Origin of the sequence: Streptomyces mangrovi (genome assembly GCF_900114215.1) — a bacterium.
Lineage (GTDB): Bacteria > Actinomycetota > Actinomycetes > Streptomycetales > Streptomycetaceae > Streptomyces > Streptomyces barkulensis.
Map to the genome: position 1 here is coordinate 80,085 of NZ_FOSG01000010.1, position 17,900 is coordinate 97,984.

At 70.7% G+C, this 17,900-nt stretch carries 14 protein-coding genes; 11 read left to right on the plus strand and 3 right to left on the minus strand.

Annotated elements, in window-relative coordinates; all coding sequences use genetic code 11:
- Positions 1–125: 125 nt before the first annotated feature.
- On the minus strand, positions 126–1,883 hold the full coding sequence (locus BM237_RS15855) for an alpha/beta fold hydrolase (protein ID WP_093850312.1): 1,758 nt from the start codon (positions 1,881–1,883) through the stop codon (positions 126–128).
- A 108-nt stretch (positions 1,884–1,991) separates the two neighbouring features.
- Positions 1,992–2,558 carry a TetR/AcrR family transcriptional regulator gene (locus BM237_RS15860; protein ID WP_093850313.1) on the minus strand — a complete coding sequence of 189 codons (567 nt, stop codon included), beginning with the start codon at positions 2,556–2,558 and terminating at the stop codon, positions 1,992–1,994.
- 142 nt (positions 2,559–2,700) lie between these two features.
- Here BM237_RS15860 and BM237_RS15865 point away from each other — a divergent pair, with 142 nt between their 5' ends.
- From BM237_RS15865 to BM237_RS15910, 9 genes are all read left to right on the plus strand, one after another.
- Positions 2,701–3,564, plus strand: a complete 864-nt coding sequence (locus tag BM237_RS15865; RefSeq protein ID WP_093850314.1) for an NmrA family NAD(P)-binding protein — start codon at positions 2,701–2,703, stop codon at positions 3,562–3,564.
- A gap of 21 nt (positions 3,565–3,585) precedes the next feature.
- A complete protein-coding gene (locus BM237_RS15870; protein ID WP_093850315.1) occupies positions 3,586–4,590 on the plus strand; it encodes an AraC family transcriptional regulator in 1,005 nt (334 codons plus the stop codon).
- Positions 4,591–5,250: 660 nt separating this feature from the next.
- Complete coding sequence (locus BM237_RS15880) at positions 5,251–6,426, plus strand: ATP-binding protein (RefSeq protein WP_093850317.1); 1,176 nt, start codon at positions 5,251–5,253, stop codon at positions 6,424–6,426.
- Entirely contained in the window at positions 6,426–6,827 is a 402-nt protein-coding gene (locus tag BM237_RS15885) for a roadblock/LC7 domain-containing protein (protein ID WP_093850318.1), read from the plus strand. Before BM237_RS15880 ends, BM237_RS15885 begins: the two co-directional genes overlap by 1 nt.
- Positions 6,824–7,198 (plus strand): DUF742 domain-containing protein, encoded by a 375-nt coding sequence (locus tag BM237_RS15890; RefSeq protein ID WP_093850319.1) that lies wholly within the window; start codon positions 6,824–6,826, stop codon positions 7,196–7,198. Before BM237_RS15885 ends, BM237_RS15890 begins: the two co-directional genes overlap by 4 nt.
- Positions 7,173–7,769: a GTP-binding protein gene (locus BM237_RS15895; protein ID WP_093850320.1), complete on the plus strand. Its 597-nt coding sequence runs from the start codon at positions 7,173–7,175 to the stop codon at positions 7,767–7,769. Before BM237_RS15890 ends, BM237_RS15895 begins: the two co-directional genes overlap by 26 nt.
- A 9-nt stretch (positions 7,770–7,778) precedes the next feature.
- Complete coding sequence (locus BM237_RS15900) at positions 7,779–9,146, plus strand: cytochrome P450 (RefSeq protein ID WP_093850321.1); 1,368 nt, start codon at positions 7,779–7,781, stop codon at positions 9,144–9,146.
- A 103-nt stretch (positions 9,147–9,249) separates the two neighbouring features.
- Complete coding sequence (locus BM237_RS15905; RefSeq protein WP_093850322.1) at positions 9,250–10,500, plus strand: cytochrome P450; 1,251 nt, start codon at positions 9,250–9,252, stop codon at positions 10,498–10,500.
- 7 nt (positions 10,501–10,507) lie between these two features.
- Positions 10,508–11,281 (plus strand): enoyl-CoA hydratase/isomerase family protein, encoded by a 774-nt coding sequence (locus BM237_RS15910; RefSeq protein WP_175541028.1) that lies wholly within the window; start codon positions 10,508–10,510, stop codon positions 11,279–11,281.
- A 99-nt stretch (positions 11,282–11,380) separates the two neighbouring features.
- Here the strand turns inward: BM237_RS15910 and BM237_RS15915 are convergent, their stop codons facing one another.
- Positions 11,381–12,910 (minus strand): helix-turn-helix domain-containing protein, encoded by a 1,530-nt coding sequence (locus tag BM237_RS15915; RefSeq protein WP_093850324.1) that lies wholly within the window; start codon positions 12,908–12,910, stop codon positions 11,381–11,383.
- A gap of 354 nt (positions 12,911–13,264) precedes the next feature.
- Between BM237_RS15915 and acnA the strand changes: the two genes are divergently transcribed.
- Positions 13,265–15,988: an aconitate hydratase AcnA gene (gene acnA, locus BM237_RS15920; RefSeq protein WP_093850325.1), complete on the plus strand. Its 2,724-nt coding sequence runs from the start codon at positions 13,265–13,267 to the stop codon at positions 15,986–15,988.
- 427 nt (positions 15,989–16,415) lie between these two features.
- Positions 16,416–17,834, plus strand: a complete 1,419-nt coding sequence (gene ngcE / locus BM237_RS15925; RefSeq protein ID WP_093850326.1) for an N-acetylglucosamine/diacetylchitobiose ABC transporter substrate-binding protein — start codon at positions 16,416–16,418, stop codon at positions 17,832–17,834.
- Positions 17,835–17,900 lie beyond the last annotated feature (66 nt).

The window sequence follows — 17,900 nt, forward strand, 5'->3', positions numbered from 1 at the left end:
TGAGAGCGTATCCCTTCGTCCACCGAAGAGGGTCACATACTAGCGTTTACTCAGTCAACGTATGGCAGCCGACTTGACTGACTCAGTCGCCCGCCGGTGCCACCGACGCCGGCCGGGGGCGGGCGCTACGCGGCGGCGCGGAACCGCTCGTCCAGGACGCGCGCCACCGTGCCGGGGTGGGTGAGCTGGGGGTAGTGCCCGGCTCCGGGGACGGCGACGACCGGGTGGGGCGACGGGTGGGTCAGGGGGTCGGCCGCGCCGGCCACCAGGGTGACGGGGACGGGCACGTCCCGCAGTTCGCGGCGCAGCGAGGCCCGGTCGGCCTCGGCGGCGCGCAGCGCCGCGAGTACGCGTGCGGCCCCGCGCGGCCGGTGGAGGGCGGCCGCCGCGCTGTCGATCGCGGGACCGGGCGGGACGTCCAGGGCCCCGGCGAGGTCTGCGGGCGTGACGCGGCGCAGGGCGGAGGCCCTGAGCCGGAGGGGATTTCGGCGGCCGGAAGGTTCCCGCAGGAAGGCCGGCGCGATCAGCACCAGGCCGCGGACGCGGTCGGGGTGGCGCCGGACGTAGCGCAGTGCGGGGCCGCAGGCCAGGGAGTGCGCGGTCAGCAGCGGCCGGGTGGCCAGGGGCCGCATGAGCCCGGTCAGCCAGGCGTCCATCCCCTCGCCGCTCGGACCGGAGCGGCCCAGGCCGGGGAGATCGGCCGCCAGCGCCGGTCCGCCGAGGCGCCCGGTGACCTCGGTCCAGGAGTCGGAGTCCAGGGGCAGCCCGTGCAGCAGTACGTGGTCCGGCCGGTGGCGCTCTCCCACGAGCCAGGTGCGGCTGTCGGCGACCTGGTGGAAGCCGTACGGCCGCGCCGGCGCGTCGGCGGCGCCGAAGCGGGTGGCGACCAGGTGGTCGGCCCAGCCGCGCAGCGCCTCCTCCACCGGGGGTATGCGCAGTCCGTGGGCGCGTGCGAACGCGGTGGCGGACCGGGTCGGGTAGCGGTCCGCCGACAGGAACGACAGGGTCTCGGGGTCCGCGCGGGTGATGCGGCGGGGCAGCAGGCGCAGCAGGGGCACGGGCACGCGGCCCCGGGGCGGCCGCGTGCCGGTGTGCCGGGCCAGGAGCGCGATGAGTCCGGGCAGCTTCGGGGTGTCGTCGTCGAGTATCCAGTAGGCCTCTCCCGCGGCTCCGGGATCCTCGGGGACGGTGGCGAGGAAGCGGGTCAGATGCTCCAGGGTCACCACGGGCAGGAAGGTGCGGGCGTTGCCGGGGACGGCGTGCAGGCTCCCCCGCCACAGGTCGCCGACCAGCGAGGCGAGGCCGATGAACTGACCCGGGCCGATGACGGTGGCCGGGTTGGCGATGGTCAGGGGCACACCCAGTTCGGCGGCCCGGACGCGCACGGCGGTGTCGCCCTCGCGCTTGGAGGACTCGTACGCGCCGAGCCGGCCGGGGTCGTCGGCTCTCCTCCCGGCGCCGGCCTTTCCGGCCGCGCCCTTCTCGGCCGCGCCCTCTCCGGCGCTGACGCGGTAGCCGCTCAGGTGGACGAGGCGGCGCACGGAGTCCCTCGACGCGGTCCAGTCGAGGACGTTCAGCGCTCCGGTGACGTTGACGGCCCGCGCCTGCTCCGGGTCGAGTCCGAAGGCGAAACGGGCCGCGCAGTTGTAGACGTCCCGCACATCGCGCAGACCGTCCGGGGGCAGGCCGAGGCCGGGGCGGGTGATGTCGGCGGTCACGACGGTCAGCCGGCCGGTGTCGGCTCCCGAGGCGCGCAGCCACGACAGCAGAGGCTCGGCGGGGCCCCGTACCGCGGCGGCCACATGGCGGCCCCGGCCGAGCAGTTCGGCCACGAGCGCCCGCCCGATGAAGCCGGCGGCGCCGAAGACGATGGAATCGGTCAACGCAACTCCTTAGTAGACTGGTCTACATATTTTTTGCGCAGCGGAGGCCGCCGGTCCGTGTTCGTGCGGGCCGGCGGGAAGTGCTCTTCTCCGGTCCTTCCGTTCAGGTCACAGCAGGGACGCGATCGAGTGCGCCGCCCGGTCCAGGGGCTCGCGGCTGCGGTGCGCCTTGGCCAGCACCAGCGCGCCCTCGATCAGGCACAGCACCGTGGTCGCGGCCTGGCCGGGTGCCGGATGGCCGTCCGCGGCCAGGCGCTCGGCCAGGGCCGCCTCCCAGGAGCGGTACACCTCCGAGCACGCCTTCTGCAGCTCCGGACTGGTGGCGGCCATCTCCAGGGCGACCGTGGCGACCGGGCACCCCTTGCGCCAGCCGGACTCCTCCAGCCTGTGGGCCAGGAGCCCGACGAGGGCGGTGAGCATCTCGGCCGGACGGCGGTGGGCGGCGTCCTCGCCGAGGTCCGCCATCAACCGCGCGATCTCCCGGCCGCCCTGCCGTACGGACTCCTCGACGAGCTGGTCCTTGCCGCCGGGGAAGTGGAAGTACAGCGATCCCTTCGGGGCGCCGCTCGCGGCCACCACCTGGTTGAGGCCCGCGCCGAAGTAACCGCCCGACTCGATGAGCCGCTGTGCCGCGTCCAGAAGCCGGCCGCGTGTCTCCTCGCCCTTCTGACCCATGCGGAGAAAGTAGACCGGTCTTCTTATTTTTGCAAGCGGCGGCCGGGTGGCCGTCCGGAGGGGCGGCCCCTGTCTGCGGCCCCTGTCTGCGGCCCGTGCCCGCGTACCGAGACGATCGCGTATGAACGTGAGCCCGGCAGCCATGGAGCGTCCGCCGGGCGCGGACTTCAATGAATCCGTGAACACCCAAGGAAACGAAACCGCACCCATCCTCGTCGTCGGCGGCACCGGCAAGACCGGACGGCGGGTGGTCGACCGCCTCCGGGCGCTCGGCCGCCCCGCACGGCCCGTCTCCCGTGGCAGCGAGGTTCCCTTCGTCTGGGAGGACGAGAGCACCTGGCAGGCCGCGCTGGAAGGGGCCCGCACCGCCTATGTGACCTACTACCCCGACCTCGCCTTCCCGGGGGCGAAGGAGGCCGTCGGGCGGTTCGCGGCCTTCGCCGTCGAGCGGGGGGTGCGCCGCCTGGTGCTGCTCTCCGGCCGGGGCGAGGAGGGCGCCGTCGCCAGTGAGGAGGCGCTCAAGGCCTCCGGCTGCGACTGGACCGTGGTGCGGGCCGACTGGTTCAACCAGAACTTCAGCGAGGACTTCTTCCTCGACCCGGTCCGCTCGGGCGAACTGGCGCTGCCCGCCGGGGACGCCGTCGAGCCCTTCGTGGACGCCGACGACATCGCCGACGTCGTGGTCGCCGCCCTCACCGACGACCGGCACATCGGCGAGACCTACGAACTGTCCGGCCCCCGGCCGCTGAGCTTCCACGACGTGGCCCGCGAACTGTCGGCGGCCACCGGCCGGACCATCACCTACACCCCGGTCGGCGCCGACGACTACCGTGCGATGCTGCGGGAGGCGGGCGCGCCGGAGGAGTTCGCGGACCTCTTCACCCTCATCACCGACGGCCGCAACGCCGGCGTGGTGCACGGCGTCCGCGAGGTGCTCGGGCGGGAGCCCAGGGACTTCTCGCAGTACGTCAGGGAGACCGCGGCCACCGGGATCTGGGACGCCTGACCGAGCGGGGAGACGAGCGCTGTGGACACGATCGGCGGACTGCTGGGGAGCCCCCGGGCCAGAGGCGCCTTCCTGCTGAAGTCGGTGTTCAACCCGCCGTGGGGGCTGCGCGTCGAGGACCGCGCGCCCCTGTCGCTGGTCACCGTGCTGCACGGCTCGGCGTGGGTGCTGCGCGAGGGCGGCGAGCCGGCGCGGCTGGCGGCCGGGGACGTGGCGGTCCTGCGCGGGCCCGAGCCGTACACGCTCGCCGACGACCCCGCGACGCCGCCGGGCATCACGGTCGGCCCCGGGCAGCGCTGCGGCACCACCGAGGGGGAGGACCTCACCGAGGCGATGTCCCTGGGCGTGCGCACCTGGGGCCAGCCGCACCGCACGGGGTCGACCGTGATGCTCAGCGGCACCTACCAGGCGCCCGGCGAGGTCGGGCGCCGGCTGCTCGACGGCCTGCCCGCCCTGCTCCTCCGCCCCGCCTCGGCCGCGCGCACCCCGCTGATCGGCATGCTGGCCGCCGAGGTGGACAAGGAGGAGATCGGCCAGGAGGTGGTCCTGGACCGGCTGCTCGACCTGCTGCTCATCGACGTCCTGCGCTCCTGGCTCGCGGAGCCCGGCACCGGCGCGCCGCCCTGGTTCCGGGCCCAGGGCGACCCGGTGGTGGGACAGGCCCTGCGGCTGCTGCACGAGCGGCCCGGCCGGCCCTGGACGGTCGCCTCGCTCGCCTCCGCCGTCGGCGTCTCCCGGGCGGCGCTGGCCCGCCGCTTCACCGAGCTCGTCGGCGAGCCGCCGATGTCCTACCTGACCGGGTGGCGGCTGACGCTCGCCGCCGAACTGCTGCGCGACCCCGAGCTGTCCATCGCCGGCGTCGCCCGGCGGGTGGGCTACTCGGGCCCCTTCGCCCTGAGCACCGCCTTCAAGCGGGAACGCGGCGTCAGCCCGCGGGAGTTCCGCCGGGGGGAGCGGCCCGGCGAGAGCGCGGAGACCTGTTCCGACGAGAGGACGGTCGTCCTCGGGGGGCCTTCCCGGGCGTGACCTCGCCCCCGCCGCGAAAGCCGCTGCGGCGGTGAGGTGACACGGCCGGGGGGCCCGCCGCGCGACCCGGCCGAGGACTGCCCCCGCTCCGGCTCGCGAAGCTGCCGCCCCGCCGGCGGGCGAACCGTGCGTCCGGCCGGCGGGACGCCGGCACGGAAAGAGGAACACGGCGCCTCCCACCGCGAGGGCCGTGCCCGCGACGAGCGCGCCTTTACCCGTATGAAGACCCGGAAGATTCTCCGCAAAAGCCGTCCGAAAAGCGATGCCGCCGACCGGTCCGCGCTCGCCGTCGCCCGGCCCCGCGGCATGGTCCTCACCGATGAGCGGAGAAGCAAAACGCCCAAAAGGTGAGTGACAGGGAAATATGCCCGCGATAGTGAAAAGGCTCGACTTTCCAAAAGCGGCGGCAAGATGCGCGGTGCTAAGATCGGCGCGCTTGCTCACCAGCACCTTGATCGCCGGACCCAGGCCGCCAAGTGTGCCGTGAGGGGAAGTTCCTGACGGTGCGGAACCACCGGATCCGCAGCGGCTACGCTTGGCGGTGCTGAGCACGCAGCGGGCGCGGCGGGGGATCGCGGCGTGCCGGTGCGCTTCTGCGTTTCCCGCGATACAAGCGAAGCGCGGTCTTACTCATGGCCCCTCGTTAAACGAAGAGAGCTCATGGCACATTACTTCACGGACCCGGTCTTCTGGGTTCTGGCCGCTGTGGCGCTTGTCGCCACGGCCGTACTCCTCCTGAGCAGACGGCGCGCCCGGAAGTTGGTCAGCGATTTAACGCTGCGGAACAACCGCATTGGAGAACTGGAGAGGGATCTGGCGGAAACCCGGAAACGACTGGCCGGGGCCGAGGAGAACGCCGAGGAGGCCGCCAGGGAGGTCAGGGAGATCACCGACGGGAAGATCTCCGCGGTCCTCAAGTCCGCCATGCAGACGCTCCGTCTCCTCGCCGGCGAGCAGCAGCTCATGCTGGACCGGCTGGAACAGGAGTACGGCGGCCACAAGATCCTGCAGTCGCTGCTGGAGGTGGACCGTGCCAACGCCCAGTTCGCCCGGCGCGCACTGGGCATCACGATCCTGTGCGGCGGGTTCCCCGGGCGGCGCAGGGAACCCGCGTCGGTCCATGACGTGATCCGCAGTGCCCAGGGGCAGATCGGTCCCTTCGACCGGGTCCAGATCCGCTCCCAGAGCAACTTCGCCATCGTCCCCGCCGCGGTGGACGGTGTCGCTCTGGCCGTCGCCGAGCTGCTCGCCAACGCCGCGAGCTACTCGCGCCCCGAGAGCACGATCGAGGTGAACCTCCAGCCCGTCCACCAGGGGCTGTGCATCGTCATCGACGACGCCGGTCCGGGCCTGAGCCCGGAGAGGAAGCAGAAGGCCGCGGAGCTCTTCTCGGGCGAGTACCGGCCCGGTCTGTCCGAACTCGGCAACCCTCCGCAGTTCGGCTTCCCCGTGGTGGCCGAACTGGCGCGCCGCTTCGGCTTCGCCGTGGACGTCAGCACCACCTCTCCCTTCGGCGGCGCACGGGCGATCGTGCGTGTCCCCGAGGGGCTCCTGACGACGGAGTACACCGAGCGGAGGAGTACACCAGACATGGCCGCCACCCCGCGGAACACCCCTGCCGCGCAGAACTCCTCCGGCGACCGCACCGCCAACGGTCTGCCCAAGAGGGGTGAACGCAAGGCCCCCATCGCCCTCGTGCACACCACCTCCCCGGAGGCCGGCAGGCAGCCCGGGCAGAACGTGGAGTCCGCCGCCGCCAGAATGGCGGCGCTGCAGAGAGGCACGCGGACGGGGCGACAGCTCCCCGTGACGAACCAGGAAGGACAGGACTCTTGATGCAGGAAGACCTGTCATGGATGCTCGCGAACATCCTGAAGGTGCCCGGCGCGCGGCATGCGCTGCTCGTCTCGGCGGATGGTCTCAAGCGAGGCATGACCGAGGGCCTTCACCCCGATCTGGCCGACAGGACGGCCGCGGCGATGAGCGCCCTGCAGTCGATCAGCCGCTCCACGGCGGGCTTCGTGGGCACCGACGGGGAGCAGCAGTGGCGTCAGACGGTGGTCGAGTTCGACCACGGGTGGCTGTTCCTCGTGGCGGCCGGCAGCGGGGCGTACCTGGCCGTCTCGGCCTCGACGGACGTCGACATGGAAGGGATCACCTTCCGTATGCACCAGCTCGTGCAGAGCCTCGGCGAAGAGATGACCGCCCCGCCTCGCGAGATGGCTGATGGATCGTGAGCACTGAAGATTCGGCCTTCGAGCTGACCGGAAGATTAGTACGTCCCTACGTCATCACGGGCGGCCGTGAGATTCCCTCCGAACGGGAGTTCTCGGTGACGACACTGATCACGGCCGCCGACGACGCGCCCGACAGGTGGGTGATATCCCCGGAGAGCCGCAGCGTGCTGGAACTGTGCATGGGCGGCTACCTCTCGGTCGTCGAGATCGCCGGGTACCTCGGCCTCCCCCTGGGGATCGTGCGCGGGCTGCTCGCGGAACTGGCCGAAAAAGGAATGATCCTGACCCGTGCTCCGGTGCCGAGCGCCGAGCGCGTCCCCAGACAACTTCTCGAGGATGTACTGCATGGCCTCCGTGCTCGATTCGCCTGACCGTGGACCGGTACACCTGGGCCGGTCCGTCCGGACGACGGTGAAGATCCTGGTCGTCGGTCACTTCGGTGTCGGCAAGACCACCTTCGTCGGCAACATCTCCGAGATCGAGCCGCTGCGCACCGAGGAACTGATCACGGAGGCCAGCACCGGGGTGGACGACCTGGCCGGCACGCCGGACAAGACGACCACCACGGTCGCCCTGGACTTCGGCCGCCTCACCCTCAGCGAGGAGCTGGTCCTGTACCTGTTCGGGACCCCCGGACAGCAGCGCTTCCAGCAACTGTGGGAGGACCTCTCGATCGGGGCCCTGGGCGCGCTGCTGCTGGTCGACCCGGAGCGGCTGGGCGAGTCCTTCCCCGTCCTGGACCTCGTGGAGCAGTACGGACTCCCGTGCGCGGTCGGGGTGAACCGCTTCGACGGATCCCCCTCCTACGCCGCCGACGAGGTCCGCGAGGCGCTCAACCTGCCCGACGGCGTACCCGTGGTTCCCTGCGACGTCCGGGATCAGGCATCCTCGGCCAACACTCTGATCACCTTCGTGGAGTATCTCCTCTCCCGCACCGACTAGGAGCACCCCGTGCAGCACCAACCGGACTACCGGCAGCCCCCGCCCGGCTGCCCCGCCCACGGCAGAGTCCCCCTGTACACACCCGAGTTCGGGATCGACCCCGACAGCTACTACAACCATCTGAGGCAGTTCGGGGCCAGCGCGCCCGTGGAGATGGCGCCCGGCGTCGAAGCGGAACTGGTGACCAGTTACGCGGCCGCGCTGCACATCCTGCAGCACCCCGACACGTTCGTCCGGGACGCACGCCGCTGGCGCGCCCTCAACGAGGGCCGCATACCGGCCGACAGCCCGGCCCTGCCCATGATGGGTTACCGGCCCAACGCCCTGTTCTCCGACGGGGCCGACCACGCGCGGCTGCGGCAGGTGGCGACCGACGGCCTGGACACCGTGGACCCCCATCAGCTGGGGCGCCACGTGGAACAGGTCGCCGACTACCTCATCGACCAGATCAGCGGCCGCGGTCGCAGAGCCGATCTCGTGACCGACTACGCCCAGCAGCTGCCCCTGCTGGTCTTCAGCGAACTCTTCGGGTGCCCGCCCGACATCGGCGACGACATCGTCTTCGGCGTCTCCGGCATCTTCGAGGGCGGATCCGACGCCGAGCAGGCCAATCAGATCCTCGGACAGGCCCTGCACCGGCTCGTCACCCTCAAGCGGCGGTCACCGGGCGCCGACGTGACCTCCCAGATGCTCAAGCACCCCGCGGGCCTCAACGACGACGAGATGGTCAACCAGCTCGTCACGCTGCTGTCGGGAGGCACCGCACCGCTGACCTCCCTCATCAGCACGGGCATCGCCCTGATGCTCGGCGACGACCGGTACACGGGCACCCAGGTGCTGGTCGAGGACGCCGTCAACGAAGTGCTGTGGAAGTACGCCCCCATCGCCAACTACGCCGTGCACTACCCCGTGCAGGACGTGGAGCTCGACGGCAGGGTCCTGCGGGCCGACGATCCCGTGGTGATCAGCTTCGCGGCCGCCAACACCGACCCCGCCGTGACCGAGAGCCGCTACGCCCTCAGGGGGCGGGCATACCTCGCCTTCGGCGCGGGCCCCCACGTGTGCCCCGCCAAGGACCCCGCCAACCTGATCGGGACCAGGGCGATCGAGAGGGTGCTCACCCGGCTGCCCGACATCTCCCTGGGCATCGACTTCGACCGCCTGACCTGGCAGCCGACACCCTGGAGCAGAACACTCACCACCCTGCCCGTCCACTTCACCCCCGCCCCGCCGTCGGCCCGGCAGACCCAGGCCCGTGCGCGGCAGGCTTCGGCGTCGGCCGCGGAGCCCGCCCACCACGCCGCGCCCCCCATGTCGCAGTCCCATGCGAAGGCCACGCGGTGGAGTTCCTTCCTCAAGTGGCTCACTGGAGCGTGATCTACGTAACAGCATGTGACGGAGGGATATTCGCATAGTCATCACGCCGTACGGGTAGGGACGGCAGGTCATTCTGACTGCTTGTCCCGAAGGAGCCCTCAGCGTGGAACCCGCGATAGCCCCATCCGTCGACCGGCGTTCCGCCGCAACCCTCATATCCCGCCTGCGGACCGCCGCGGGCCAGCGGAACCCCTACCCCTACTACGCGAAGCTCCGGGCGATGGGGGACATCATCCCGGCCCCCTGGGGAGGTCACCTGATCACCTCCTTCGGCCTGGCCGACCAGGTACTGCGCAGCAGGGACTGGCACGTCCCCGACGCCCGGTGGCGTGCCAGTCAGGGGGAAGCGACGCGGTGGAGCGCGGTCTCCTCCCAGGAGATGAGCAAGACCCTGCCCGCGCTCAACCCGCCCGACCACACACGGGTACGCCGGGTGACCAGCAGCAGGCTCGACCGCAGAGCGCTGGAGGAACTGCGGCACCCGGTCGCCGGGATCACCGATGGTCTCCTCGACCGGTTCGCCGAACATCTCACCGGCGGGGAGGCGGACTTCGTGCCCCTGGTCGCCGAGGAACTGCCCGTCATGACCATCGGCCGGTGGCTCGGCCTGCCGCCCGCCGACTACCCGCTGCTGCGCGACCTCACCCACGATCAGGTCTTCGCCCAGGAACTCCTCCCCTCCGCCAGCCAGCTCGCGCTCTCCGACGCGGCGACGGCGCAGCTGCGCGGCTACTTCACCGCCCTGGTCCGCGAGCGCCGCTCCAGACCCGGCTCCGATCCGGTCTCGGCCTGGATCCGGGCCTGGGACGAGATCGAGCCCGACCGGGAGGCCGCCGACGAGGCCGTCTACCACACCACTTTGTTCGTCCTCCTGGCCGCGCTCGAGACGACCTCCACCCTGCTGGCCACCACGGTCCAGCTCCTCCTGGAGCGCCCGCGGCAGTGGGGATGGCTGCGCGGTCACCCCGAGCAGGTTCCCGCGGCGGTCGAGGAGGCGCTGCGGTACGACGCCCCCACCCACGTCGCCAGCCGCATCGCGCGCAAGGACCTCACCCTCGCCGGCGTCGACATCCGCGCGGACCAGATGGTGCACCTCATGATCGGCGTCGCCAACCGCGACCCCGCCCACCACCTCGATCCCGACACCTTCGACGTCCGCCGCAGAGCGTCCCACCTGAGTTTCAGCGGGGGCATCCACTACTGCCTCGGCGCGCCTATGGCCCGCCTGGAGGCCACGACCCTGCTGACCGCCCTGCTCGAACGTTTCCCCTCCCTCGTCCTCGCCCGCGAGCCCCAGTGGGCACCGCGGGTCGCCTTCCGCCGCATGCTCACCCTGCCCGTCGCCCTGCCATGAGGTGCCCGTGACCACCCCGACAGACAACCGGTACAAGACGCTCCACGTCAGCCAGGACGGACCCGTTCTGCACGTCCGCCTGAACAGCCCGGAGACCGGCAACACCCTCACCGCCGCCATCCTCGACGAACTCCTCGCCGTCCTCGGCGCGGCCAACGACCGCCCCGAGATCCGGGTCCTGGTGCTCTCCGGGGCGGGGGAGCACTTCTGCCTGGGCGCCGACCGGGAGGAGTTCGCCACCTCCCTGAAGGCGGACCCCACCGGGGGCGGACTCCGGGTGATCGCCGACAAGGCCCGGCGCGTCTGCGAAGCCCTGGACACCACCACCGCGATCACCATCGCCCAAGTCCACGGCAAGGTCGTCGGCGCCGGCCTCGCCCTCACCGTCTTCTGCGACCTGCGGGCCGGGGCGGACACCACCCGGTTCCGGCTGCCCGAGGTCGCCCTGGGCGTGGCACCGGTGTGGGGCGGTGTCCTGCCCCGGCTGCTCAGCGAGGCCGGAACCGCCAGGATCCGCGAACTGCTCCTCACCTGCGCCCCGTTCGGAGCCGAGACGGCACAGGAGATGTCCATCCTCCACAAGGCGGTGCCGGCCGGTGAGCTCGACGCGGCCGTCGAGGCCTGGGTCAGGCCGCTGCTCCGCCGCCCGCCCGAGGCGCTTCCGCTGGCCAAGGCCGTCCTCGGGGCGTACTCCAGAGGGACCCGGCTCGCGGACGCCGGCCTGCTCGACGCCCAGCTGCTGTCCGCGGCCTGTGCCGTCTCCGCCTCCCAGCCCGGCTGAGCCCGGCCGGTCCTGCCGGTCCTGCCGCCGCAGCCCCTTCCCGGCCCGCCGCATCACAGCGCATCGCGGGCCGGAGGGGGCGCGGCGGCATTCCGGCTCTCAGATGTCGCGGAAGATGTCGATGCGCGCGCCCACCGAGTTCAGCCGCTCGGCCAGGTCCTCGTAGCCGCGGTTGATGACGTAGACGTTGCGCAGCACCGAGGTGCCCTCGGCCGCCATCATCGCCAGCAGCACGACCACGGCCGGGCGCAGGGCGGGCGGGCACATCATCTCGGCGGCCCGCCAGCGGGTGGGGCCTTCGACCAGGACGCGGTGGGGGTCCAGGAGCTGGAGGCGGCCGCCGAGCCGGTTGAGGTCGGTCAGGTAGATGGCGCGGTTGTCGTAGACCCAGTCGTGGATGAGGGTCTTGCCCTGGGCGCTGGCGGCGATGGCCGCGAAGAAGGGCACGTTGTCGATGTTGATGCCGGGGAACGGCATCGGGTGGATCTTGTCGATCGGCGCCTCCAGCTTGGAGGGCCGCACGGTGAGGTCGACCAGGCGGGTACGGCCGTTGTCGGCGTGGTACTCCGCGCCGCGGTCGTGGTCCAGGCCCATCTCCTCCAGCACGGCCAGCTCGATCTCCAGGAACTCGATGGGCACCCGCCGCACCGTCAGCTCCGACTCGGTGACCACGGCGGCGGCCAGCAGGCTCATCGCCTCCACCGGGTCCTCGGAGGGGGAGTAGTCCACGTCGCGGTCGATGTGGGGGACGCCGTGGACGGTGAGCGTGGTGGTGCCCACCCCCTCCACCCGCACGCCGAGCTGCTCCAGGAAGAAGCACAGGTCCTGGACCATGTAGTTGGAGGAGGCGTTGCGGATGACGGTGGTGCCGTCGTGCCGGGCGGCGGCCAGCAGGGCGTTCTCGGTGACGGTGTCCCCGCGCTCGGTCAGCACGATGGGGCGGGTGGGGCGCACCGAGCGGTCCACCACCGAGTGGTAGGTGCCCTCGGTCGCGGTGACCTCCAGGCCGAAGTGCCGCAGCGCGCTCATGTGCGGCTGCACGGTGCGGGTGCCCAGGTCACAGCCGCCGGCGTAGGGGATGCGGAAGTGGTCCATGCGGTGCAGCAGGGGGCCGAGGAACATGATGATGCTGCGGGTGCGGCGGGCGGCGTCGGCGTCGATGCCGTCCAGGTCCAGCTCGGCCGGCGGGACGATCTCCAGGTCGGCGCCGTCGTTGATCCAGCGGGCGCGTACTCCGACGGAGCCGAGCACCTCCAGGATCCGGTAGACCTCCTCGATCCGGGCGACCCGGCGCAGCACGGTGCGGCCGGAGTTCAGCAGGGAGGCGCACAGCAGGGCGACGCAGGCGTTCTTGCTGGTCTTGACGTCGATGGCGCCGGACAGGCGGCGGCCTCCGACGACCCGCAGATGCATCGGGCCGGAGTAGCCCAATGAGACGATCTCACTGTCCAGGGCTTCACCGATACGGGCGATCATCTCAAGGCTGATGTTTTGATTGCCTCGTTCGATGCGGTTGACCGCGCTCTGGCTGGTGGCCAGCGCCTCCGCCAGCTGGGCCTGGGTCCAGCCACGGTGCTGGCGGGCGTCACGGATGAGCTTGCCGATGCGCATGAGGTAGTCGTCGGTCATGTGGTGGATGTTATCTCAGATATGAGATGTCAACATCCGGGGCTTGGGTGAGTTTCTGTTTTTCTTCTTACTTTCACCCTTTTATCGGGCAAGCGCATGTTCGCCTCCCGCCTCCGCCGGTGCTTGGCGGAGGGTGTGCGGGTACCCGGAGTGAGGCGGGGCATGACCGTGGAGCGGCCATGTACTAGAGTTATCTCGACATCGAGATATCTACCGAGAGACGTACCGCCGCCGCGTCCACCGAGGCTTCGCCGGGCGACCCTCCACTTAGGTGAGCCTGAGCGAAGCGGTCGGGGCCCGGGGCGGCAGGATCGCGGTGGTACGCGCGAACCCATGCACTTGAAGGAGACTGTCGTGTCGGCGAACAGCTTCGACGCCCGCAGCACGCTGCAGGTGGGCGACGAGTCGTACGAGATCTTCCGGCTGGACAAGGTCGAGGGCTCCGCCCGGCTGCCGTACAGCCTGAAGGTCCTCCTGGAGAACCTCCTGCGCACCGAGGACGGCGCGAACATCACCGCCGACCACATCCGGGCGCTGGGCGGCTGGGACGCCAGTGCCCAGCCCAGCCAGGAGATCCAGTTCACCCCGGCCCGCGTGATCATGCAGGACTTCACCGGCGTGCCCTGCGTGGTGGACCTGGCCACCATGCGCGAGGCCGTCAAGGAGCTCGGCGGCGACCCGGCGAAGATCAACCCGCTGGCCCCGGCCGAGCTGGTCATCGACCACTCCGTCATCGCCGACAAGTTCGGCACCCCGGAGTCCTTCGCGCAGAACGTCGAGCTGGAGTACGGCCGCAACCGCGAGCGCTACCAGTTCCTGCGCTGGGGCCAGACCGCCTTCGACGAGTTCAAGGTCGTTCCCCCCGGCACCGGCATCGTCCACCAGGTGAACATCGAGCACCTGGCCCGCACCGTCATGGTCCGGGGCGGCCAGGCCTACCCCGACACCCTGGTCGGCACCGACTCGCACACCACCATGGTCAACGGCCTGGGCGTGCTGGGCTGGGGCGTCGGCGGCATCGAGGCCGAGGCCGCGATGCTGGGCCAGCCGGTCTCCATGCTCATCCCGCGGGTGGTCGGCTTCAAGCTGACCGGCGAGCTGCCCACCGGCACCACCGCCACCGACCTGGTGCTCACCATCACCGAGATGCTGCGCAAGCACGGCGTGGTCGGCAAGTTCGTCGAGTTCTACGGCGAGGGCGTCTCGGCGGTGCCGCTGGCCAACCGCGCCACGATCGGCAACATGTCGCCGGAGTTCGGCTCCACCGCCGCGATGTTCCCCATCGACGGCGAGACCATCAGTTACCTGCGCCTGACCGGCCGCTCCGAGCAGCAGCTCGCGCTGGTCGAGGCGTACGCCAAGGAGCAGGGCCTGTGGCTGGACCCGGCCGCCGAGCCGGACTTCTCCGAGAAGCTGGAGCTCGACCTCTCCACCGTCGTGCCCTCCATCGCCGGCCCCAAGCGCCCGCAGGACCGCATCGTCCTGGCCGACGCCAAGAACCAGTTCCTGCAGGACGTGCGGAACTACGTCAAGGACGGCGGCGACGTCGACGAGGCCAGCAAGGAGTCCTTCCCGGCCTCCGACGCCCCGGCCATCTCCAACGGCGCACCGGCCGCCAAGGTGAAGGTCACCGCCCCCGACGGCACCGAGTACGAGCTGGACCACGGCGCCGTCACCGTCGCCGCCATCACCTCCTGCACCAACACCTCCAACCCCTACGTCATGGTCGCCGCCGCCCTGGTGGCCAAGAAGGCGGTGGAGAAGGGCCTGACCCGCAAGCCGTGGGTCAAGACCACCCTGGCCCCGGGCTCCAAGGTCGTCATGGACTACTACGACCGCGCCGGCCTGACCCCGTACCTCGACAAGATGGGCTTCAACCTCGTCGGCTACGGCTGCACCACCTGCATCGGCAACTCCGGACCGCTGCCGGAGGAGGTCTCCAAGGCGGTCAACGAGCACGACCTCGCGGTGGTCTCGGTGCTCTCCGGCAACCGCAACTTCGAGGGCCGGATCAACCCCGACGTCAAGATGAACTACCTGGCGTCCCCGCCGCTGGTCGTCGCGTACGCCATCGCCGGCTCGATGAAGACCGACATCACCACCGAGGCGCTGGGCACCGACTCCGACGGCCACCCGGTCTTCCTCAAGGACATCTGGCCCTCCGAGCAGGAGGTCGAGGAGGTCGTCGCCTCCGCGATCGGCCAGGAGATGTTCGGCTCCAGCTACGCGGACGTCTTCGCGGGCGACGCCCAGTGGCAGGCGCTGCCGGTGCCCACCGGCGACACCTTCGAGTGGGACCCGCAGTCCACCTACGTGCGCAAGCCCCCGTACTTCGAGGGCATGGGCATGGACCCGGAGCCGGTGCAGGACATCTCCGGCGCCCGCGTCCTGGCCAAGCTGGGCGACTCGGTCACCACCGACCACATCTCCCCGGCCGGCGCCATCAAGGCCGACACCCCGGCCGGCAAGTACCTCACCGAGCACGGTGTGGAGCGCCGCGACTTCAACTCCTACGGCTCGCGCCGCGGCAACCACGAGGTCATGATCCGCGGCACCTTCGCCAACATCCGCCTGCGCAACCAGATCGCGCCGGGCACCGAGGGCGGCTACACCCGCGACTTCACCGTCGACGGCGGGCCGGTCTCCTTCATCTACGACGCCTCCCAGAACTACCAGGCCGCCGGCATCCCGCTGGTCGTCCTGGCGGGCAAGGAGTACGGTTCGGGCTCCTCGCGCGACTGGGCGGCCAAGGGCACCGCGCTGCTGGGCGTCAAGGCCGTCATCGCCGAGAGCTACGAGCGCATCCACCGCTCGAACCTGATCGGCATGGGCGTGCTGCCGCTGCAGTTCCCCGAGGGGCAGTCGGCCGAGTCGCTGGGCCTGACGGGTGAGGAGACCTTCTCCGTCAGCGGCATCACCGCGCTGAACGAGGGCGGCATCCCCGGCACGGTGAAGGTGACCACCGACACCGGCGTGGAGTTCGACGCCACGGTGCGCATCGACACCCCCGGTGAGGCGGACTACTACCGCAACGGCGGCATCATGCAGTACGTGCTGCGCTCGCTGATCCGCGGGTGACCTGCGGATCATCCGCGGATGACCCGCGAGTGAGGGGGCGCTGTCCGCCGCCCGGGTGACCGGGCGGCGGACAGCGCCCCGGACGGCGGCGTTCAAGCGGTGACGGCGGGGCCGTACCTCCCATGGTGGGAGGTACGGCCCCGCCGCGTTTCCCGGAGGTCTCAACTCGGGAAAGACTGGCACCCGAACGCGCACCGATCTTGCCCCCCGGAAGGAGAGTGGACTATACCTGTCGGCGTCCGAGCGGTCATATGAGAAGACGAAGGCTCGAAAGTCGCGGCCCCGGAGGAGGACGGGTCCGGCCAGGGCGCGGCACGGCTTCGCACAACCGGCGTTACATCCCGCACAACTCAGCTTCAACTCACAAGCGGTGTGGGGGAGTTCCGGCACGGCGCCGGAGTCCTCCACAGAAGGCGAGGACTTGAGCATGGGATCCACCGATGTCAACCGTCGTGATCTGATCAAGCGGGCCACCGCGGCCGGCCTGATCGCCGTCCCCGCCATGAGCGCGCTCTCCGCCTGCGCCAGCAGCGACGGCGGCGGCGACACCGAGGTCGCCAAGGGCCAGAAGACCAAGGACAACCCGCTGGGCGTCAACAAGGACGCCGGCCTGGACTTCGTCATCTTCGACGGCGGCTTCGGCACCCAGTACGGCAAGGACGCCGCGAAGATCTACGAGGAGAGCTACGGCAAGGTCAAGCTCACCCCCACCCAGAAGATCCGCTCGGTCCTCCAGCCCAGAATGGTCGGCGGCAACCCGCCCGACCTCATCGACAACTCCGGCGCCGAGCAGATGGACGCGGCCACCCTGATCGCCAAGGACCAGCTCGCCGAGCTGAGCCCCCTGCTGGACGCCCCCTCCGTCGACGACCCGGACACCAAGGTCCGCGACACCCTCCTGCCGGGCACCATCGAGATGGGCCAGTACGGCGACGAGAAGGTCTGGCGCCTGAACTACGCCTACACCGTCTACGGCCAGTGGTACTCCAAGAAGCTGCTGGCCGACAACGACTGGGAGTACCCCAGGACCTGGGACGAGATGCTCGCCCTGTGCGCCAAGGCCAAGAAGAAGGGCATCGCGGGCTGGACGTACGCCGGCCAGCACCCGTACTACATCCCCTTCACCCTCTACCCGTTCATCGGGAAGATCGGCGGCCGGGAGGTCCTGGACGCCATCGACAACCTGGAGCCGGGCGCCTGGAAGCACGGCGCGGTCAAGAGCGCCTTCGAGGCCTACCACGAGCTGTCCGCCAAGGGCTACATCCTGCGGGGCACCCCCGGCCTGGACCACATCCAGTCCCAGACCCAGTGGACCAAGGGCAAGTGCCTCTTCATCCCCAACGGCTCCTGGGTGGAGAACGAGGCCGCCGACACCACGCCCGCCGACTTCGACATGGCCTGCGGCGCGGTCACCGGACTGGACGACTCCGACAAGATGCCCTTCGGCACCCTGTGGGCGCAGGCCGGCGAGCCGTTCATAGTGCCCGCCCAGGCCAAGAACCCGGCCGGCGGCATGGAACTGCTGCGGATCATGCTGAGCAAGGAGTCGGCGCAGAACTTCTCCAAGCTGGTGAAGTCGCTGACCTGCGTGGCCGGCGCCACCGACGGCATGAAGATGTCCCCCGGACTGGCCTCCTCCAGCCAGGCGCTCAAGGACGCCGGGGACAACGTGGTCAACCCGCGCATCTTCGACTGGTACCAGACCCTCCACAAGGAGCAGATCGGCTCGGTGCTCGCCGAGCTGCTGGCCGGCCGGATGAAGCCCGCCGAGGCCATGAACAAGTGCCAGGAGTACGCCGACCGGACGGCCAAGGACGACTCCGTCAGGAAGTACAAGCACGCGTGAGCCGGACCCCCGCCGGGGGCCGGAAGAACCGGAAGAACCGGAACAGCCGAAGCAGCCGGAAGACGC